Below are 20,156 nucleotides of genomic sequence, written 5' to 3'. Positions count from 1 at the left end.
CGGGTACTCGATGATCGCTGCGTACGAAATCGACAATGGCTCGGCGCGCCGAGCCGTGGATGTAGTTGGCCTCAGCTGGCGTTGCCGAGCCCGGCGGCGCGCAAGGCACCGACCAGCCGCTCGGTCAGATCGGCCGGATATTTTCGGTCGATGAAGGTCGCGCGCGGATCGGCGGCGAATTTCGGGAATTTGGCGGTGAGTTCATCGAGCAGTTTGCGCACCTGACTGTCCTGGCCGGCGATCTTGGCGCCGATCAGCCGCGCGGCGAGATAGTGCGATTTTGTTGCAGTCGTTCTCAAGGCATTGCTGGCAATGGTCGCCTTGTTCATGTCGCCAAGCATGAATTCACCGGCGAAGAGTCCGAAATCCCACCATGTCGGGTGACCGCTTGAGGCATCCACCGCATGGGCCAGAAGCGGCGTTCCTTCGGTATAGCGGCCGGCGAAAATCAGTCCGTAGCCATAGGCCGCGGCCATAGCGACATCATAGGGGTTGAGGTCGTAGGCCTTGCGCATCCAGCGCAGCGCCTCGTCGCCATTGCCGAGACGCGAATAGATGTAGCCATAGGCGCGATGCGCGTTGGGGCTGGTCGGTCCCAACTGCACGGCGCGGTGGGCAAATGTCAGCGCCTTCTCGATTGTCGCATCCGGCGGGTAGACGTAGCGGTCGTTCACGGCCTCGAGCTGCAACGAGGCCAGTTCGGAATAAACCAGCGACGATTTGGCGCCGTGCTCGGCAAGGGTTTCCAGGCAGCGATAGGCAGCCTCGTGCGTCGTGGCGTTCTGGTCGAGATAATATTTGTCGTTGAGCAGCAGGCACTGCGTCAGCGCGGTCTGAACGCCGCTCTGTTCGATAAAGCCATAGATCGTGCCGGACGCCGGCAGCGCCGAACTGAGGATGCCGGCGATACGGTCCTCGACAGCGTTCGGTGCGCGGTCGGCGGCGGTCAGGTTGCGTGACAAAAGCACTCGTCCGGTCGCCACGCTCTGCAGTTCGATGGTGATGTCCCCAGCGTCCGGTCCAGGCAGGACATCGAAGATGAAGCTCGTTGCACTGGCGACCGGGTCGGTCTTTTCGACGGTATCGCGACCGATGAAGTCGATCGTGTCGAAGCCGCTCAGGCCGGCGCGCAGCGACGCGGCGACGCGGCTGGCGTCGGTGCCATCGGCCTTGACCGCGATGTACACAAGCGGCAGCGCCTCACTCACGGGGGACGGCGCGATGCTGCCGGTCAGGCCGGCGGTTTCGAACGTGGCCGGCAGATCGCCGCCGGCCAGCAGCGCGCCGCTGCCCTGGCGCAGGATCAAAATGCCGAGCATGGCGATGACGACAGCGATCGCCATCCAGAAGGACCTGAGATGGCGCGCCACCGAGGGTACGGGGGCTGCCGGCGCCAACAATGCGGCGGCTGCAGAGGCATCTTCGGCAGCACCGGGATGATCGGATGGAGCCACTGACGCTGCCGTCTGTTCGCCGGGTTTGGCTGCTTCCGGCAAACGGATCGCGTTGAGCTCGTAGGCCGGGACGTAGCCGCCGCGTGGAATGGCGATGCGGACGGGCTCGGCGACGCCTTCATTGGCAAAATACTGCTGCAGCAATTCGCGCAGCCTGCCTGCCTGCACACGCACCACGGCATCGGTCGACGGATCGAAATCGCCGTCCTTGCCGAAGACATCCATGGCGATGGAAAAGCCCTTGAGCCTGTCGGCTTCGCCGGCCTGCTCGCGTTCCACAAGATAACGGATCAGCTTGCGCGCGCGCTCGGACCGTCCGAACGTTTCGCTGGCAAGCAGTCGCTCCAGTGTCTCGCGCACTGCGGGGGCGGCAGGCGTGGCATGCTGCAAGTGTCGATCCTCTCGAAGTCGGCACAGGTTGAGATACGATCATATAGGGCTCGCACCACCGCACAAGTATACACCCATTATGCGATCGCGTACCTAACCGGATAATTTTCCGGTGGTTAATGGCGCGGCCGATGCCGGCTCCAGAAGGAGCGCCGTCGCCAGCAGCAGTCATCTAAGGCCAAGGCCTTGTTCGGGCTTGAAAAAATGACTGGCGCGAGAGCCGTTCAGATCTCGCGCCAACGATCGGCGAACGCTACCGCGCCTTGCGGCCGACGATGCGGTTGGCGGCCGAAGTCACCGCTTCCAGCGAGGCGGCAACGATGTTGGTGTTGATGCCGGCGCCGAACAGCTTGCCGCCGGGATGTTCCATTTCGACATAGGAAATGGCCGAGGCATTTGAGCCGCGCTGCATCGAGTGCTCGGAATAATCGAGCACCGACATCTCGACGCCGACATGGCGCGACAGCGCATCGACGAAACCGTCGATCGGGCCGGTGCCGGTGCCGGTAATGGTTACTTCCTTGCCGTTGTCGAGGATGACCGCCTCGACCACGCGCCGGCCCTTGACCTCGGTATCGGGATAGGTGTGGTGGTCGAGGAATTTCAGGCGCGCGCCCGGCTGGTCGATGTAGGTCTCGAGGAAGCTATCGTGGATGCGCTTGGCCGGCACCTCCTTGCCTTCGGCATCGGTGATCGCCTGGATCGCCTGGCTGAACTCGATCTGCAGATTGCGCGGCAAATTGAGGCCGTAATCGGCCTGCAGCACATAGGCGATGCCGCCCTTGCCCGACTGCGAGTTGATGCGGATGATCGCCTCATAGCTGCGGCCGACATCGGCTGGATCGATCGGCAGATAGGGCACTTCCCACAGGCTGGTGTTGGCCTTCTTCAGCGCCTTCATACCCTTGTTGATGGCATCCTGGTGCGAGCCGGAAAACGCGGTGTAGACGAGTTCGCCGACATAGGGGTGACGCTCGGGGATCTTCAGCTGGTTCGAGTACTCGTAGACGTCCTTCATCCGGTTGATGTCGGAGCAGTCGATGCCCGGATCGACGCCTTGCGTGTACATGTTGAGCGCCAGCGTGACGATGTCGACATTGCCGGTGCGCTCGCCATTGCCGAACAGCGTGCCTTCGACGCGGTCGGCGCCGGCCATCAGGCCGAGCTCGGTGGTGGCGATGCCGGTGCCGCGGTCGTTGTGCGGATGCAGCGAGATGATCAGGTTCTCGCGGTTGTCGAGATTGCGGCACATCCACTCGATGCGGTCGGCATAGATGTTGGGCGTCGACATCTCGACCGTCGACGGCAGGTTGATGATCAGCTTGTTGTCTGAAGTCGGCCTGACGATCTCGGTGACGGCGTTGCAGATCTCCAGCGCCACTTCGAGCTCGGTGCCGGTAAAGCTCTCCGGCGAATATTCGAAGCGATAGCCGCCGCCGGCGTTGGCCGCCATGTCGGTGATCATCTTGGCCGCGTCGGTGGCGATGCGCTTGATGCCGCCGACATCCTTTTCGAAGACGACGCGGCGCTGCAATTCGCTGGTCGAATTGTAGAAATGCACGATCGGGTTGGTGGCGCCCTTCAGCGCCTCGAAGGTGCGGGCGATCAGTTCAGGCCGGCACTGCACCAGCACCTGCAGCGACACGTCGGCAGGCACGTTGCCTTCCTCGATGCACCAGCGGGCGAAGTCGAAATCGGTCTGCGAGGCCGAGGGGAAACCGATCTCGATCTCCTTGAAGCCCATGTCGAGCAGCAGGCCGAACATGCGTGCCTTGCGCTCATGGCCCATCGGATCGATCAGCGCCTGGTTGCCGTCGCGCAGGTCGACCGAACACCAGATCGGCGCCTTGTCGATGACTTTCGAGGGCCAGGTGCGGTCGGTGAGGCCAACGGTTGGATAGGGCTGATATTTGCGGGCCGCGTCGGGCATGCCGCGGGTTGGTTCAACATCGTTGCCGGCTACCGCGGCATCAGGGCGGATTTGTTCTCGTGCGTTCATCGTCTTGTTCTCCCGGCGGCCCTCGGATCCGTCCTGGACGGATGGCTGGCGAGTGGCGCCTCTACCAGATTTTCGTTCGCTTGATGTGACTGCCAATTTTGAGACTGGCCAAGGAGCATGCGCTTGCGCGGCGGTTCGACCGCCGGGCGCTCCTTCAGCGAACCCGGCGATCGCCGATAAGGCCGAGAAGAAGCAGGGTCGAGGCAAGCGCGCGCACGGTCTCGCCGGCAAAGCCGGTCTGACGGGAAGCTGTGATGGCGCGCGTGTTCATGCCGGTTCTCATACAGGAGCGCCCCCGCAGAGGCAAGCGGGTGCTGAATCTGTTGAACATTATCCTTGATGCAGGCGCTCTTCCCCACGCGCCGCAAATGCGCCAGACTTGGGTGCCGACGGGGCTGCGGTGCCTTGTCACCGGGAGGGGATTGTCCATGAATTTCGTGTTCTTCTCGCCGCATTTTCCGACCAACGGCGCCGATTTCTGTGACCGGCTGAAGAAAGCCGGCGCCACCGTGCTCGGCATTGGCGATGCGCCCTATGACGCGCTGGACGGCAGACTGAAGGCAGCACTTTCGGAATATTACCGTATCGCCGACATGGAGGACTATGATGCGGTGTTCCGGGCGATTGGCCATTTCATCCACAAATGGGGCCGCATCGACCGCTTCGAATCGCTCAACGAGCACTGGCTGGAGCTGGAAGCCAACATCCGCACCGACTTCAACATCTACGGCACCAAGCTCGATTTCGTGAAGAATTTGAAGCGCAAGAGCCGCATGCGCGCCTTCTTCCGCAAGAGCGGCGTCGAGACGATCGCGCAGCGCAAATGCTCCGACCGCGCCGGCGCCATGACCTTCATCCGCCGCGTCGGCTACCCCGTTGTGGTGAAGCCAGACAGCGGCTCGGGTGCTTCCAACACCTTCAAGATCTCCAACGCCAGGGAGCTCGACCAGTTCTTCCGGGACAAGCCCGAGGACGTGACCTTCGTCATGGAGCAGTTCATCGAAGGGCTGGTGGTGACTTATGACGGGCTGGTCAACCGCGACGGTGAGGTGGTGCTGGCGGCCAGCCATCGCTATGACCAGAGCGTCATGGAGGTGGTCAACAAGGACCGCCACATGAGCTACACCTGCTTTCCCCGAATCCGGCCTGTTGTCGAGGAGGCCGGCCGCAAGATCCTCAAAGCGTTCGACGTGCGCGAGCGCTTCTTCCATATCGAGCTGTTCGAGACCAGGGACGACCGGATCATCGCGCTGGAGGTCAACATGCGTCCGCCCGGTGCCTGGATGACCGACGCCATCAACTACACGTTCGATATCGATGTCTACGCCGCATGGGCCGACATGGTGGTCAAGGACGCCGCCGGTGGCCCCTATGAGGGCAAGTATTTCACCGCCTATGCCAGCCGCAAGCGCCACCTCCACTATTTGCACAGCCATGAGGACGTGCTAGCGGCGCACCGCGACAAGATCGTCCACCATCAGCCGATAGAAGAGGTTTTCAGCCGCGCCATGGGAAATTACGCCTACCAGATGCGCTCGAAGGATCAGGCTGATCTGCGCGAGGCAGTCGCCTATATCCACGCGGAAAAGGCCTGAGGCCATGGACATCTCCTATCATAAGCATTTCTCGGACAAGCTCGGCCGCGACATGGAATACAAGCGCTACGGCCATGCCGGCCGGCCGGTGGTGGTGTTCCCGACCTCGCAGGGGCGGTTCTTCCAGTTCGAGGATTCCGGCGGCGTGGGCGCGCTGGCCGAATTCATCGACACCGGCCGTATCCAGCTGTTCACGCTCGACGGCATCGATTCGGAATCTTTCTTCAACAAGCATGTCGACGCCGCGCAGCGTATTGCCAGGCATGAGGCCTATTTCCGCTATGTGCGCGAGGAAGCGCTGCCGGAAATCCTGTCCACCGCATCGGCCGCCAATGGCGGGCGCAAGCTGAAGCCGCTGTTCTCAGGCTGCTCGATGGGCGGCTACCATTCCTCGAATTTCGTCTTCCGGTTTCCGGAACTCGCCAGCGGCGTCATCTCGCTGTCGGGTGTCTATTCAGCCCGCGATTTCTTCGGCAAGGCGCTGGACGGCGACATCTTCTACAACTCGCCGCTCGACTATCTGCCCGGCATTGTCGACCCAAAACTGCTGGCGCGGCTGAAGGGGCTGAGGCTGATCTTCTGCTGCGGGCAGGGCGCCTGGGAAGAGCGCATGCTGGTCGAGACGCGCCGGCTGGAACAGATTCTGCGCGACAAGTCCATTCCCGCCTGGGTCGACTACTGGGGCGGCGACGTTAGCCATGACTGGCCATGGTGGCACAAGCAGCTGGTCTATTTCTTCGGCCGCTGGCTGGATGATGATTTGATGCATAGATTGGACTGATGACGACACCCGACCCCATCCGCCGCTTCGTCGAGGCCACCAATGAAGGCGACACGGAAGCCTTTCTTGGCACCTTTGCCGACGACGCGTTTTTGAGCGACTGGGGACGATCGTTCCAGGGCCGCGAGCAGATCGCGCGCTGGAACCAGTCGGACAATATCGGCGTGAAGTCGCATCTCAGCATCGTCAGCATCACGCCGGCGGAAGGCACGTACCACATCCGTATCGCCGTCAAAGGCAAGGGCTTCAACGGCGAGGGCGACATGACCTTCACGCTGGATGGCGACCGCATAGCGAGCCTCGTCATCACCTGACGTCACTTAGTGCATGTCGTTTTCCCAAAACCGCTGCGCACTTTTGGGCGACATGCACCGACATCACCCTTCCTGGCACGCCGGCAGCGGGACGGCCTCGTGTTCCGCCGCCGATCCGCGGCGGAGACCGAGGAAGACGACAAGGGCGGTGACGATGGTGATCGCCGCCAGTACGATCAGCAGCCTGTCGAACGCCGTCTCGTAGGCCTGGACCAAAGCCAGGGTACTGGCCGTCGGCAGATGCTGCGCTGTTTCACCGACATTGCCGGTAACCAGCAACTGCGCCGCGGCAGCCGCATCCCTGGAAGATGCTCCCTGGGCGGTGAGCTGTGCTGCGGTGAAGCCTGACAGGATCGCCATGACGATGGCCACCGCCACGCCCTCGCAGGCGACACGTGTGGTGTTGAAGATGCCGACCGCCATGCCGGCGCGCTCCCGCGGCACGACGCTGACGGCGAGCCCGTCCATCAATCCCCAGGGGAGGGCGATGCCGATGCCGATCAGCACCAGCGGCGCCACCAGAGCGATGGCGACCAGTGGTGTCAGGCTCAGCCAGATGAGGCCGGCGGCAGCAATCAGCAGACCCGCGCCGCAGATCGTGGCCGGCGCGACCCAGCGTGCCAGCTGACCGGCAAGCAAGGGCAGGATCAGCAGCGGTCCCGAGAGGCAGATCATCAATTGCCCGGCCTTGATCTCGCTCATCCCTTCGATGCCGATGAAGCGGATCGGCAACAGCACGAGTAGGACGACGAAGCCATAGGCGGGTGCCGCCGCCAGGAACTGGACGCCGACGAAGCGGGGAAAGCGAAACAGCGTGAGATCGAGCATCGGCCGGCGCACACGCCGCTCAACGATCACGAAGGCGGTGAAGAAGAGGACCGCCGCGGCGAGCAAAACGATGACGAGGGGATCGGCCCAACCGCTCTGCGGCGCCTGCAGGACACCATAGGTCAGCGAAGCCAGCGCTATGGTGAAGGTGCCGGCGCCCGCCCAGTCGAGGCCGGTCGCGTCCGGGTCACGCGATTCCCTGATGGTGCGCAGGCCCAGCACTGCCGAGGCGATCGCCAATGCCGCGACCAGAACAAAGATCGACCGCCAGCCGAATGCGGAGATGAGCAGGCCCGAGGCGATCGGGCCGAAGGCAAGGCCGATGCCGAAACTGGTGCCGAGGAAGGAGAAAGCGCGCAGCCGCAGCGGCCCTTCGAATTCCTGGGCAAGTGCCGAGGCGCCGCCGGCGAAGGCCAGGGCACTGCCGATCCCTTGCGCGGCCCTGAAGATGTCGAACCAGACGATGTCGAGCGCCAGCATGGCGCCCAATGACGCCAGGACATAGAGGCAGAGCCCGGCGAGGAAGAGCCGCTTGCGGCCCAGGTGGTCGGCGAGCGCGCCAGCCGCCATCAGGCTGGCGCCGAAGGTCAGCATGAAGGCGTTCGTCACCCAGTTGAGCGCGATCGGGCTGCCGCCGAGATCGGCCGCGATGCGGGACAGTGCGACGGCCGGGCCGGTGAAGGTCAAAGGCATCGTCATCGCGGCAAGGCATACCGACAAGAGCACGAGCCATGGCTCGGCCGGGCCGGTTGGGATCTTCAAGGTCATGGATTTTCCTATCTGAAGCAGCATCCGCCGGCATGCCGCGTGGGTCGTGGCGCCGGTCGTAACGACAAGGTAGGTCAGCGGCCTTTCAGGAAAAATGGTACTATATCTCCTGATATACCGGACTAAAACGCTCGAATGGAAGAATGCATGGATCGTCTCAGTGGCCTCCTGGCCTTCGCCCGTACCGCCGAACTCGGCAGTTTCATTGCCGCCGGACGCGCGCTCGGCATTTCGGCTTCCGCCGTCGGCAAGAGTGTCGCCAGGCTCGAACAGGAACTCGGCGTGCGGCTCCTGCAGCGCAGCACGCGGCGCATCGGCCTGACGGAAGAGGGCAGATTGTTCAACGAGCGGGTGCGGCGCATCCTCGACGAAATCGACGATGCCGAGGCGATGCTGTCGCGGACCCGGGAGACGCCGCGCGGACGGCTGCGTATTTCCACTCCGATCGTCACCTATCATCTGCTTTTGCCGGTGCTGTCGGAGTTCATGGAGCGCTATCCCGAGATCGAGCTCGACATCGATTTCAACGACCGCATCGTCGACGTCATCGAGGAAGGCATCGACGTCGCCATTCGAAGCGGCCAGCTGCCCGATTCACGATTGGTGTCGAGACCCGTTGCGCCCTTTCGCATGCTGTTGTGCGCGGCGCCCCCCTATCTCGACCGCCACGGCACACCCGGCGAGCCGGCGGATCTCATCAGGCATTTCGGCATCAATTTCCGCTTTCTCAACAGCGGCAGGCTGCTGGAGTGGCCATTCATGACCGGAAGCGCCGAACCACAGATACGCTCGATGCTGACCTGCAACAACATGGAAGCCTTGAAGGGCGCTACCATGGCTGGCCTTGGCATCGCCTGCATGCCCGATTTCCTGGTTTGCGAGGCGCTGCGCGAGGACAAGCTGCGGATCGTGCTGGACGATCATGTCGACGGCCGTGGCCAGTTCCGGATGCTGTGGCCTTCCAATCGCCATCTGTCGCCGAAGGTGCGCGTTTTCGTCGATTTCCTTCCCGACCGCCTTGCAGCACCACGATAGCCGGCCAGCGGGGCACGGCTTTGTGATTCCAGATGTGGAGCGAAAGCGGCACGACGCGGGACATCCTCGATCTCTTGGCGAAAGGGAGTGCCTGAAAAATGCAATGGATCGACTGTCTGTCCTATTTCTTCGGTGGCGCCGTGCTGACGAATGCGGTGCCGCATTTCGTCAGTGGCGTGATGGGGCGACCTTTTCAAAGTCCCTTCGCCACACCGCGCGGCCAGGGCCATTCCTCCTCGACCGTGAACGTGCTGTGGGGATTTTTGAACCTGGCGATCGGTTATCTTCTGGTGCTCCGTGTCGGCGATTTCGACCTGCGATCTACGGCTGACGTCCTCGCGCTGGGACTGGGCACCCTCTTCATGGGCGTGATGACGGCACGCATGTTCGGCCGCTTCAACGGCGGCAATTCCCCAGTTGACGGATGAGCGGTCCGGTAAAAGGCACGTTGCAGATAAGACCCTGTTCGGCACCTTAAAAGAAATATGATTACGTAGGTCATGTTTCTGTGGAAGCGCGGGCATCGCTATGGCATGTCCGGCGATGGCGACCGCTATCGAAGGATATCAGCAATGGACCAGTTGAGCGCGCAAACCCGCATCAGCGATGAGGCGACCCGCTCGGCGATGGACCGGCTGCGCGCGGAACATGGTGAGTTCGAGATCGAAACCGGTGCTCCCGATCGATGGGAGCTTCGCCTGTATTACGGGTCGTTGAGCGCCACGCTCGAAGGCGACGCGATGCTGGTCCGCGTTGCGGCTACAGACGAAACCTGCCTGTCCTACATGAAGATGACGGTCGCCGGCCGTGTCGCCCAGCATCTCGGCACGACCAGTGGATTGCGCTGGCAAGGCGACGGCAGCGATGCCGGCACGCCGGTCTTCTTCCGTGAGATCACGGTGGTGTCGTCGACGCGGATTTCGCCGCACATGCAGCGCCTGCGCTTTGCCGGCACGGACCTCGGCCGCTTCACCCATGGCGGCCTGCATATGCGGCTGCTGTTGCCGCCGCGAGGCCGGCGGCCGGTCTGGCCCTCGATAGGCCCTGACGGCCTGCTGATCTGGCCCGCGGGCGAGGACGCGCTCACCGTGCGGGTCTACACGATCCGGGCGATCGATGCGGCAAGCGGCTGGCTCGATGTCGATTTCGTGCTGCACCCCGGCCAGGACACGCCGGCGGCCGCCTTTGCACAGAACGCCCAGGCAGGAGACGTGATCGGCATGATCGGACCCGGTGGCGGCGAGGTTCCGGAGGCGCAGGCCCTGCTTCTCGTCGGCGACGACACCGCGCTGCCGGTCATTGGCAGGATCCTCGAGCATCTGCCGCCGTCGACCCGCGCCGAGGCGCTGATCGAGGTCGACGGCCCGGATGACCGGATCGCGCTGCCGCAAGGGGACAATATCGACATCAGCTGGCTCTACCGGCATGGCCGTGAGGCCGGCACCGCCGGCGTGCTGCCGGCAGCGCTCAGGGAGCGCGGCCACGCCGCACTAGCCGACGGTCTCTTCGTGTGGGCCGGATGCGAATTCGCCGACTTCCGCGAGATACGCAAGATCGTGCGCAAGGAGTGGGGCCTGCCGCGCCACAGGCATCTGGTCACCGCCTATTGGCGCCGCGGCTCGCAGGGTGAAAACGGGGGCGGCGAAGAGTAGGGTCCGAGCCTGTCAGTCCCGGATGCTTCTGGCCACCAGCCGCGCGACGCTCGGACCGACAAGCAGCACGATCAGGAAGCGCGCCGATTGCAGCGCCATGACAAAGGAGATGTCGACGTTCTGCGCCGCGGCGGCGATGATGGCGACGCTGTCCATGCCGCCGGGGCTGGTCGCCAGATAGGCGGTCAGCGGATCGATGCCCAGGAGATGGCTGATCAGGAAGGCAAGTCCGCCGCAAAAGGCGATCAGCGCGACGATCGAGGCGATAATCTGCGGCAGCGCGCGCGTTGCATGGCGCAGGATCGGCCTGGTGAAATTCAGCCCGATCGACCAGCCGACCATGGCGTAGCTGACCGCCAGCAGCCATGGCGGCAACTGCATCTCGACGCCAAGGCCGAGATGGATGACAGTGCCGAAGATGAAGGTGCCGAGGAAGAAGGGCGAGGGCAGCCGGCACAGCTTTCCCGCCATCCCGCCGACCAGCGCGATGCCGATGGTGGCGGCAAAGGCCTGCAGATCGATCGGCGGAAACCAGATGATGGGCGGGATTTCGATGCCCGATGTGTCGACCCACATCTTGGCGACGATCGCCGCCGTCATCGAGACGAAGATGACGCGCAAATACTGCATGAAGGCGACGAGCCGCTGGTCGGCGCCGAAAGCGCCAGCCATCAGCACCATGGCGGTGGCGGCACCCGGCGAGGAGCCCCAGACGGCGGTGGTGCCGGGCAGGATGCGCCAGCGGCTGATCAGCCAGCCAAGCAGGCTGGAAGCCGAGACGGTCGCGATCACCACGCCGAGGAACAGCGGCCATTCCTGGTAGAAGACGGGAAAGATATCAGCCGAGATCGACGCGGCGACAAGGCAGCCGACAATGGCCTGGGCGGAGCCGAACAGCAGGCGCAGCACCCGCACCGTGGCGCCATTGGTGCCGGCGACGATGGCCGCCAGCATCGGCCCGATCAGCAGCGCCGCCGGCAGAGTGGCGAGTTCAAGCGCGGCGGCAAACAAAGCGGAGATGGTGAGCAGGATCAGCCATTGCCAGGGCCTGGCTATCCGCGCCATGCGCTCGGTTGCGGGCTGGTCAGGAGGTGGCTGCTGGGCCGAGGAATCCATTCTTCGGTCTTAGACCTGGAGCGGGGCGATGCGAACCCTGCTGCGTCGAAAAAGCTGCTCGCAGGTCTCAGCCCGCCTTGCCGTCAACCAATCCGAAGCCACCGATAGGGTGAGTCTCCACCTGGAACTCGAAGCCGGCGATGAAGGGCCGCGCCTTGGCGATGGCGGCCTGGACTTCCGGGAGCTGCAGCGAAGTCTTGTGGCTTTCGGCGTCGGTCCACACTTCGGTGACCCAGATCGCATCGGCATCGGCCGGGTCGGTGGCTATGATGTAACTTAGGCAACCCGGCAGGGCGCCGGTGCTGGCGCGCAGGACATCCATGACCGCGTCGCGCTGGCCCCGCGCCGCCCGCATCTTGCCGATCAGTCCGTACATTCTGTTGTCTCCCCTTCAAAGTCTCCGACAGAGTATGCGGGCTTTCAGTATGCAGATAGCCGGTCAAGGCATCAACTGGCCGCCATTCACCTCAATCACCTGGCCGGTGATGTAGCCGCTCAGCAGGTCCGACGAGAGGAACAGATAGGCGCCGACGCAGTCTTCCGCCGTGCCGGCGCGCCCCTGCGGGATGGTGGCGACCATGCCCTTGATCTGCTCGGCGGTCGAATAGCGTTCGTGGAAGGGTGTCAGGATCGTGCCCGGCGCCACGGCGTTGACGCGGATGCCGAAACCGATCAACTCCTTGGCCATGCCGCGCGTCACGTTGGAGACGAAGGCCTTGGCCGAGCCGTAGAGACCGGCGCCGCCGCCGGCGCCATTGCGCGCGGCGATCGACGAGGTGTTGACGATGAAGCCGCCCTGCTTCTTCAGCCACGGGATCGCCTTGCGCGAAGCCGTCAGCACGGAACGGGCGTTGAGGTCCATCACCGCATCGTAATGCGCCTCGGTCTGTTCGGCGTAGGGCACGCGGCCAAGCATGCCGCCGGCATTGTTGACCAGCCCGTCGAGGCGGCCGAAATGTTGCGCACTGTCCTCGACGACGCGCTCGACATCGGCGGGGATGGAGAAATCGCCTTGAACAAGAAAGACCTCGCCGCCACCGTCGGCAATGGTCTTGCCGAGCTTCTCGGCGGCGTCGCGGCTCGAATTGTAGTGCAGCGCCACCTTGGATTTCTGCGCGGCGTAGGCCAGCGCGAGCGCAGCACCGATGCCGGTCGAGGCACCGGTGACCAGCACCGCCTTGCCAGCGAGATCGGGGATGGTAAGCGCGGTCGTGACGGGCACTGCTGGTCCTCCGGAGGGTTCAACGAGACCAGCCGTTCCCGGCCCCGGAGTCAAGACTGTGCACTATGGCCGGAGATAGGCATAGCCCTGGCTTTGCAGTTCAGCGAGCTTGACGACGCCGCCCTTGTCGGCGGCATGGAAACCGGCGAGCAGGTCGGCGAGCGAAATGTCCATGCCTTGCATGGTGTTGGCGCAGGCCTGCGGCTCGAGCCCCTGCTGCACCAGGCCGGCGAAGCGGCCGGAGACCGCGGCCGATATGCCTTTCAACTTGAAGGCGGCCAGGGCCGGGCCGTGCACGACCAGCACGATGTCGACATTGCCGCCGGTGCCCTCATAGTGGTTCTTGATGTTGCCGAGCACGAAATTGACCTTGTCGAGGTCGCTGAGGTGATAGGCGACCTTCAGCCTGGCAGGCTCCGTGGCCGCGGCCTGCACGGCCCGCAGGCCAAGAAACGTTCCGGTCCCGGCAAGAACCGCGCGGAACATGTCGCGCCGGCGCATGGCATCCTCCTTGGATTTCACCGCAATTTGCGTGGCTCCGGCCGCAATACTAGCATAAATTGACGTTACGTCCTGTCGATGCGAGGAGAGGTCACATGACGTTCAGGGCAGGGGCATGGACGACAATTGCCGGCTTCGGCGCCGCGCTGCTTGGGTTGCTGGCAGGCACGGCTGTCGCCGACGATACGCTTAAGCTTAGGGAACTCAGCCCGAACGGGGCGGACGCCTGTTTCGGCCGGGTCTATGACGCGGCGCATCTCAAAGCGCATCCGAAGCAGAAAGTGGCGCGGATCTTCTTCTACTATGGCCATGATCCGGTCAGCAGGCCGAACGAGGAACCGACCGCGAATTCCGACACCTCCTACAATGGCTTTGTCACCACTACGGTGCGCGGCGCCAAGGCACCGCAATGGGCAAGCGGCTGGTGCAATCACGAATCCGAGGATGGCACATCAGGCCCGATCCGCTGCGGCATGGATTGCGACCGTACGCTGGCCTCGCTGAAGGTCGACGACAAGGGCCGGGTGCTGCTGTCCGACCTGTCGCCGGATATCTACCTCGATCCCGACTCGGAGGAGCAACTCGGCAAGGCGGAGTATGACAGGCAGGCGCTCGGCTCGGAGGATGACAATTTCCGCCTGGACCCGATGCCGGCTGCGACCTGCAAGGCCGAATTCGCGCGCATTGATCCGATCGATCCGGCGCTTGGGGCGCCGCTGCGCGAGCGGCTGAAGCCCGACCAACCCTTCTGCTATGGCCGTAATTACGATGCCGCGCATATGAGTTCACACCCCAATCAGCTGACGCAGTCGATCCGGGTTTTTCGCGGGCCGGTGGAACTCGCTTCCTACGCCTCTGGCGGTGACGTCGCCAACTGGCCCGATGGGGCCGACATTGCCGTCTCGGTGACCACGCGGCTGAAGTCGGGCAAGGTCACGCAGACCTATTCCTGCCAGGGCGAAGCCGACCAATGGCGTTGTGCCGCGAGCTCGAAGATGAGTGATTTTTCCTGCGACATCGCGCAGAAGGAAATCTTCCTCAAGCGCGGCGCCGACGGCATGATGATGCTGGCCAATCCCAACAGCAGCCTGGCGATCGTCGATCTCTGCTCGAAGACCGCTGACGGCAAGACGAAGTCGGACGACAAGGTGTATCGGCTGGAGCCGATGCCGCAATCGGCCTGCGCGCCATAGTCACCGTAGCAGCCATTCGGCAATGAAAATGATGTGTCGCAGCTTTCTTGGTTTTCTGACTTCCTTGCCGTTCATCGGTTTCGCCAACGCCGAAGGCGAAGCTGTCATCGACCATTTGCCGATAATCGAAACCGCAGCCGACACATGATGAGCCGGTCGCAAGCGGGGTACTTGATGATGATTTTGTCGAGGCCGTGCTGGAGCACCTTGATCAGCAGGAGCGGCCAGAGTTGGACGCTTTGTTCAAGCCTTGATTTGTTTCTGTAGACATTTGATTGACTTGCGGGAAGGACCGTAGCAGATCGCGGCAAGATCAATTCCAATGTTCTGTGCCGCCACAGCAGCCAAGTCGCTTTCCGCCAAATGGATCCGTCTGCCGTCCACAAACAAGGGCGCTTCTCCTTCTATTTGATCCAGGCAAGTTACCACGAGCTTGGGAACGATATGGACCTTTCCCTCAGACCGTCGGATGTCGTTCTTTATCGCATTCTTCAGAATATTCACATCGAGAGGGGCTGCCCTTAACCTGCCCTGCCAAGGGTTTTCAATATTGGTGGGATCGAGGATGCTGAAGGCCGCCATGCTCTCACCTTCATGGGCCATCGGGCCCGCGCCATGACGGGTCACATAGGCGCGGGTGGTGTAGAATGTCTCGATCGTTTCAATGCCAGCCTCGGCGGCAACAGCGGCCATGTTGACGAGACCGGTGTTGGATCGCGTCACATAGGGAAACGCTCCGAAATCCTGATCGAGCATCAGGCCCTGGGCGCCTTCGAAGATGACATGCCCTGACAAATCGGCATCGGCGAGAACCGAAAGCGATGCGGCCATGGCTTCGCAGTCCTTCAGATATCGATCAAGCACAGCGTCGTTCATAACGAGCTCGATCTCTTGCCTGCCCAGGATTCCGCCGCCCAAGGCGGCGAGCCTTTGCGGCACCCATTGCAGTCTTATTTTTTCGAGGGCAGGGCGCAGACACTTCGCTGACGCGAGATCGCCGAAACTGAGGGCCAGCTCCGGAACGAGACTTCGTTCTATGGTTTCGCCAAATCCAACGCCGCAACTACCGTGCCTGGCGCTACCGCGCCTCATTTCGACAAACTGGTTCAGCATCATGTCCCAGGGGGTCGTCACCAGGGCGCGTGGGTCGACCGAGGTTCTGACGCATGCACTGATGCTGGCGAGCGTCTCCATTTCGGAGGCAAACAGCAAGGGATGCAACACGAAATGCCGACTCAGATGCGTCGGCACCCCGGCAAGCGAGCCCGAGCCGAAATGGTGGAAGACATGGCGTCGGCCGGCAGGGTCAATAACGGTGTGCCCGGCCTGCGTGCCGCCATTGGTTCTGACCACGACGTCGCCTCCCTGCGCGGCGAGGCAATCCGTCATCAGGCCTTTGCCCTCGTCTCCGTAGCCTGCCCCGATGACAGCTCGGGCCGTCCTTGCCTTGTTCATGATCGTTATCCCTGCGGCCCCAGCCATACTGAGCAGCTTGATCGCGCATGCCGCCGACAAGCGGTGGACATTTTTTGGCGGCATGCGCGTGGATTGTTGTCTTGTTCCGCTATGCCAGGCGTACAGCGCCGGAGGTGCCCAGTGTGGCGATATCCTTGATGGCATTGGCGACCGTCACTGCGGTGCTGCCATTCCATGAGGCCGCGACCGTGGATTTACTTGCCCCTTCCGCGACCTGGATCGTCGAGACGACAGCTTCCGCAAGCTTGGTCACGTCGTCCAGCAGGATGAGACGCTGTGGGAGAAGGGGTTGCCAGGACGCAAATACTCTTGCGAGGCTGCCCTTAGCATAGCCTTCATTTTTCAAAATGACATGAAAGACCTCATAGGTCCGCGACGCCATGGCAATGCACTCAGCGGCACTGACATTTTTTGCCGGCCCGCCGAACACACGGCTAACCTCGCTGCCGCGCATGCCGTCGAGCACCGGTTCGTCGCCGATGGTGAACAGATAGCCTTTCTTGCGGCGCTTTTCCCAGGCATCGCTCACGGTCTTGGTGGCGGCGAAATAGTGGGCGCCGCAATAGGACTCGCCGCTGTTTCCGCCACCGCCGCCCTCGATCCACAGGCTCCGGACCTGATCGGCGAGTTTAATGTCGGCCTCGAACTGCGTTACCTGAAGCGGGGCCTGGTCACATTCGGCATCGCCAACGGCCATCATCATGACATGCGGATCTGAAACGGGCTTTCGGGCGTAGATTTCCTGCGCAAGCGTGTTCAGCCCATCCTTCATCAGCTGGTGTGCGACCATGCCCATCGAGCCTGTTACGTCGGAAGCCAGGATGATCGGGGTCGATGCCGGATTGTCGGCGGAATCCCTGGACTCTCGCACCTGGATCATTTTCGGATCATAAGTCGGGTCCAGTGTGCGCGCCTTGAAAATATGGGCGGCCGATTTGCCGCTCACATGCGCGGTTGCATAGGCATTCCAGTCCGTGCTGCTCCAACGTCCACTACCCATGGTCTTTCTCCTTTGCTGTCAGGCGCCGAAATTCGTCTTTTGGCGATAGATGTCGGCCGCCGTGGTTGAAAACGGTACGAACTTCCTTGGTCCGAATGAGCGAGCGAGGCATTCCTGCCACCGCGTGTAATCCTCATAGGCATGCTGTGCGGGCGGCAGCAGCAGCCAGTCGCGCATCGTTGACGGAATGTCTGGTGCGAGCGCCAGCCCGCCACCGCCAGGGGTGGCAAGCAGGTCGCAGGCCGTTGCCCGGATCAGGCCAAGGTCGATATCGGGGCTTGCCAGTTCACCGTTGAGCATCAGGCGTGGAATGGCCGCAGCGGTTCGTTCCGGTATGGCAGCGGGCCTGGCTCCATAGTGTGTGGCAAAACCCCAGCCGCCGATCAGCATGACCGCGTGCGATTGCGGGTCGACAAAAACCGTCTCGCAAGCGATGGCACAGTGGGCGAGCCCGCGCCAATGCAGGTAGGAGGCGAGGTTAAGCATGCCGGAGACGATCCAGGCGACGTGAACGGGCTCTAGCCTGCCGCCCATGTGACGGAGCAAATCACCCAGCAGAACGGCATCCCTGGGTTTGTCCAACACAGATGCCTTGATGCCGCTTCTGGCCACGACCCGGTCAAAGGCGGGAAGAAATCGCTTCATCTCAGCCGCCATTTCAGGTCCGGCAAAGGCAAGGGAGCGAATATTGGCTGCTTCGGCCTTGACGATATCGCCGAAGGCATCCGGCGCTTCGTAGACGACATGGCTGCGGCCGACCAGAACATCGCCGAGGGGACCGGGTTGTTCAGAGTAAAAGCGCATCCGGCATGTCTTGGCGCCGGCCGCGTGGTAGGTGCGCTCTCTCAGGGTTGGGCGCGCGCCCTGCACGATCCTCAGGGCGGCTTCTCTCAAGCTGGTCAGGTGGGCGAAAATCTGTGCGGCTCGTTCGTCGCAGCAGTGGTCGGGATGCCACGCCGCAGCCAGTTGACGATAGGCTTTGCGGATGGCGATGGCATCGCCTGGAAACAGGGAGCGAGCGTCGCTTGGGCGGATCGTCAAAATTTCACTCGCTGATTTCATGGTTCGTCTCCGTCGCTCTCAGGTCAGATAATACGCGCTGATTTGTAATTTGCAAGTTGCATTTTGCAAATTACAAACTTGATGTTACTGATTTGCTAGACGCAGCGCAGGGGCGGGCTCGAAGAATGCAGGCAGACAATTTCGAGAAGCCGATCGTCACCGTTGATGTGGTCTTGCTGACCATCGTCGACCGCCGCCTTCACGTCGCGCTCGCAAGGCGTCGGGTGCCGCCTTTTGAAGGCGAGGAGGCGCTGATCGGTGGTTTCATCCATGTCGATGAAGACAAGGACGCGGATGAAACCGTGGCGCGCGTGCTCATGGCAAAGACCGGCCTGAAAAAAATCTATTTCGAACAGCTGGCCAGTTTCGCGGGCCTGCTGCGGGACCCGCGAGGCTGGTCTGTTTCGATTGCCTATATGGCGCTGGTTCCGGCGGTTCGACTGGCTGACAGCACTGCTCTCATGTTGAGGCCGGTGGATGAGGTGAGGGGGCTGCCTTTCGATCACAGCGACATTCTGGATGCTGCCGTTGGTAGGCTGCGCGGCAAAGGGGCCTATTCGACCCTTCCCATGCAATTGCTGGGCAGAAAATTCACGCTGCCGGCGCTGCAGGAAGTTTACGAGCAGGTGATGGGGGTAAACCTCGACCCGAGCTCGTTTCGCAGAAAGATCGCTGAACTCGAAGTCGTGGAAGCGACTGACGAATTTGAAGCGCCGGCCCCCCGAAAGCGTCCAGGCAGGCTATACCGCGCCAAGCGAGGTGTGCTGATGTTTGACCGGACCATTTGACGGCATCAAAGCTGAAACTGCGGGCCATGCCGGCTAAGCGAAGGGCACCGCCGTCGTGCCCTTGGGCAGCTTGGCCTCATCGTCGGGCTCGACGTGGATGGTGACGCGCACGGAGGGGATTTCTGCCTTCAGCGCGTCCTCGATGCGGTCGCAGATTACGTGGCTGGCGCCGACCGTCATGTCGGCATCGACGACCAGATGGAACTCGATGAAGGTGGCGCGGCCGGCGATGCGGGTCTTCAGGTCATGCACCTCCAGCGCGCCCTTGCAGTTGGCCGAGATGATGTCGCGGATGCGCATGTGCTCGGCGGTGTCGACGGCGCGGTCCATCAGGCCGTTCATCGACGAGCCGATGACATGCCAGCCCTGCCACAGGATGTTGAGTGCTACGAGGACAGCGAGCGCCGGATCGAGGATCTGCCAGCCGGTCAGGATTGCCCCAACCAGGCCGCCGAAGACGCCGATCGAGGTGACGACGTCGGTCATGATGTGATTGCCGTCGGCGACGAGTGCCGGCGATTTCTCGGCCCGTCCGGCGCGGATCAGCGTCCAGGCCCAGAAGGCATTGATGATTGTGGCGATACCGTTGACGGCAAGGCCGTTCCAGGGCTTTTCAATGGGCGCTGGCGCCTGCCAGGAGCGCCAGACCTCGTTGAGGATCAGCAAAGCCGCGAGCACGATCAGCACGCCTTCGAGCACCGCCGAGAAATACTCGGCCTTGTGGTGGCCGAAAGGATGATCCTGGTCGGCCGGCTTGTAGCTGACCTGGATCGCCCAGAAGGCGGCGCCCGAGGCAATGACATTGACGATCGATTCCAGCGCGTCGGAATAGAGCGCGACGGAGCCGGTCAAGTACCAGGCGGCGGCTTTCAGCGCGAGCACGACAAAGGCGACCACGATCGACCAGAAGGCAAGGTTGGCAACCCTACGCTTCGCGGCCGCCTTGGCTGCGATCGCCATCGTGTTCTCGGCTTCAGCCATC

General features: G+C 62.6%; 19 protein-coding genes. 8 read left to right on the top strand and 11 right to left on the bottom strand.

Annotated elements, in window-relative coordinates:
• Nucleotides 1-71: 71 nt before the first annotated feature.
• Nucleotides 72-1,844, bottom strand: coding sequence for a hypothetical protein (locus AC1D05_RS23810; RefSeq protein WP_477444189.1), 1,773 nt, complete (start codon nt 1,842-1,844; stop codon nt 72-74).
• 253 nt (nt 1,845-2,097) lie between these two features.
• Nucleotides 2,098-3,843, bottom strand: a complete 1,746-nt coding sequence (gene leuA / locus AC1D05_RS23805) for a 2-isopropylmalate synthase (protein ID WP_477444188.1) — start codon at nt 3,841-3,843, stop codon at nt 2,098-2,100.
• A 428-nt stretch (nt 3,844-4,271) separates the two neighbouring features.
• Between leuA and AC1D05_RS23800 the strand changes: the two genes are divergently transcribed.
• From AC1D05_RS23800 to AC1D05_RS23790, 3 genes are read left to right on the top strand one after another with little or no spacing between them, the layout of a single operon-like run.
• A complete protein-coding gene (locus tag AC1D05_RS23800; RefSeq protein ID WP_477444187.1) occupies nt 4,272-5,438 on the top strand; it encodes an ATP-grasp domain-containing protein in 1,167 nt (388 codons plus the stop codon).
• Nucleotides 5,439-5,442: 4 nt separating this feature from the next.
• Nucleotides 5,443-6,219: an esterase family protein gene (locus AC1D05_RS23795; protein WP_477444186.1), complete on the top strand. Its 777-nt coding sequence runs from the start codon at nt 5,443-5,445 to the stop codon at nt 6,217-6,219.
• Nucleotides 6,219-6,533, top strand: a complete 315-nt coding sequence (locus AC1D05_RS23790; protein ID WP_477444185.1) for a nuclear transport factor 2 family protein — start codon at nt 6,219-6,221, stop codon at nt 6,531-6,533. The genes AC1D05_RS23795 and AC1D05_RS23790 overlap by 1 nt, the downstream gene beginning before the upstream one ends.
• Before the next feature lie 63 nt (nt 6,534-6,596).
• Here the strand turns inward: AC1D05_RS23790 and AC1D05_RS23785 are convergent, their stop codons facing one another.
• Nucleotides 6,597-8,129 carry an MFS transporter gene (locus tag AC1D05_RS23785; protein ID WP_477444184.1) on the bottom strand — a complete coding sequence of 511 codons (1,533 nt, stop codon included), beginning with the start codon at nt 8,127-8,129 and terminating at the stop codon, nt 6,597-6,599.
• A 147-nt stretch (nt 8,130-8,276) separates the two neighbouring features.
• Between AC1D05_RS23785 and AC1D05_RS23780 the strand changes: the two genes are divergently transcribed.
• The 3 genes from AC1D05_RS23780 (at nt 8,277) to AC1D05_RS23770 (ending at nt 10,816) form a co-directional block, all read left to right on the top strand.
• Complete coding sequence (locus tag AC1D05_RS23780; protein WP_477444183.1) at nt 8,277-9,164, top strand: LysR family transcriptional regulator; 888 nt, start codon at nt 8,277-8,279, stop codon at nt 9,162-9,164.
• A gap of 98 nt (nt 9,165-9,262) precedes the next feature.
• On the top strand, nt 9,263-9,592 hold the full coding sequence (locus AC1D05_RS23775; RefSeq protein WP_477444182.1) for a hypothetical protein: 330 nt from the start codon (nt 9,263-9,265) through the stop codon (nt 9,590-9,592).
• Between the two features lie 144 nt (nt 9,593-9,736).
• A complete protein-coding gene (locus AC1D05_RS23770) occupies nt 9,737-10,816 on the top strand; it encodes a siderophore-interacting protein (protein WP_477444181.1) in 1,080 nt (359 codons plus the stop codon).
• Nucleotides 10,817-10,828: 12 nt separating this feature from the next.
• Here AC1D05_RS23770 and AC1D05_RS23765 read toward each other — a convergent pair whose 3' ends face one another.
• The 4 genes from AC1D05_RS23765 to AC1D05_RS23750 all read right to left on the bottom strand — a co-directional run bounded on the left by AC1D05_RS23765 (nt 10,829) and on the right by AC1D05_RS23750 (nt 13,655).
• Nucleotides 10,829-11,932: an AbrB family transcriptional regulator gene (locus AC1D05_RS23765; protein ID WP_477444180.1), complete on the bottom strand. Its 1,104-nt coding sequence runs from the start codon at nt 11,930-11,932 to the stop codon at nt 10,829-10,831.
• Nucleotides 11,933-11,999: 67 nt separating this feature from the next.
• Nucleotides 12,000-12,308 carry a putative quinol monooxygenase gene (locus AC1D05_RS23760; RefSeq protein ID WP_477444179.1) on the bottom strand — a complete coding sequence of 103 codons (309 nt, stop codon included), beginning with the start codon at nt 12,306-12,308 and terminating at the stop codon, nt 12,000-12,002.
• Nucleotides 12,309-12,371: 63 nt separating this feature from the next.
• Complete coding sequence (locus tag AC1D05_RS23755) at nt 12,372-13,154, bottom strand: SDR family NAD(P)-dependent oxidoreductase (protein WP_477444178.1); 783 nt, start codon at nt 13,152-13,154, stop codon at nt 12,372-12,374.
• A gap of 63 nt (nt 13,155-13,217) precedes the next feature.
• Nucleotides 13,218-13,655, bottom strand: coding sequence for a DsrE family protein (locus AC1D05_RS23750; protein ID WP_477444177.1), 438 nt, complete (start codon nt 13,653-13,655; stop codon nt 13,218-13,220).
• 95 nt (nt 13,656-13,750) lie between these two features.
• Here AC1D05_RS23750 and AC1D05_RS23745 point away from each other — a divergent pair, with 95 nt between their 5' ends.
• Nucleotides 13,751-14,848, top strand: a complete 1,098-nt coding sequence (locus AC1D05_RS23745; RefSeq protein ID WP_477444176.1) for a hypothetical protein — start codon at nt 13,751-13,753, stop codon at nt 14,846-14,848.
• Between the two features lie 243 nt (nt 14,849-15,091).
• Here AC1D05_RS23745 and AC1D05_RS23740 read toward each other — a convergent pair whose 3' ends face one another.
• The 3 genes from AC1D05_RS23740 to AC1D05_RS23730 all read right to left on the bottom strand — a co-directional run bounded on the left by AC1D05_RS23740 (nt 15,092) and on the right by AC1D05_RS23730 (nt 18,386).
• Nucleotides 15,092-16,303 (bottom strand): adenylosuccinate synthetase, encoded by a 1,212-nt coding sequence (locus AC1D05_RS23740; RefSeq protein ID WP_477444175.1) that lies wholly within the window; start codon nt 16,301-16,303, stop codon nt 15,092-15,094.
• Nucleotides 16,304-16,412: 109 nt separating this feature from the next.
• Nucleotides 16,413-17,324 carry a hypothetical protein gene (locus AC1D05_RS23735; protein ID WP_477444174.1) on the bottom strand — a complete coding sequence of 304 codons (912 nt, stop codon included), beginning with the start codon at nt 17,322-17,324 and terminating at the stop codon, nt 16,413-16,415.
• An 18-nt stretch (nt 17,325-17,342) separates the two neighbouring features.
• On the bottom strand, nt 17,343-18,386 hold the full coding sequence (locus AC1D05_RS23730; RefSeq protein WP_477444173.1) for a hypothetical protein: 1,044 nt from the start codon (nt 18,384-18,386) through the stop codon (nt 17,343-17,345).
• Between the two features lie 125 nt (nt 18,387-18,511).
• On the opposite strand from AC1D05_RS23730, the gene AC1D05_RS23725 reads away from it, so the two are divergent.
• Nucleotides 18,512-19,174 (top strand): NUDIX hydrolase, encoded by a 663-nt coding sequence (locus AC1D05_RS23725; RefSeq protein WP_477444172.1) that lies wholly within the window; start codon nt 18,512-18,514, stop codon nt 19,172-19,174.
• A 33-nt stretch (nt 19,175-19,207) separates the two neighbouring features.
• On the opposite strand, the gene AC1D05_RS23720 is transcribed toward AC1D05_RS23725, so the two are convergent.
• Nucleotides 19,208-20,155 carry a cation diffusion facilitator family transporter gene (locus AC1D05_RS23720; RefSeq protein WP_477444171.1) on the bottom strand — a complete coding sequence of 316 codons (948 nt, stop codon included), beginning with the start codon at nt 20,153-20,155 and terminating at the stop codon, nt 19,208-19,210.
• Nucleotide 20,156: the final 1 nt, after the last annotated feature.

The sequence above is a fragment of the Mesorhizobium sp. P2_E9 genome (genome assembly GCF_056403815.1).
Note: the sequence above shows the minus strand (reverse complement) of the source record. Positions and strands in the feature narration are given on the sequence as shown.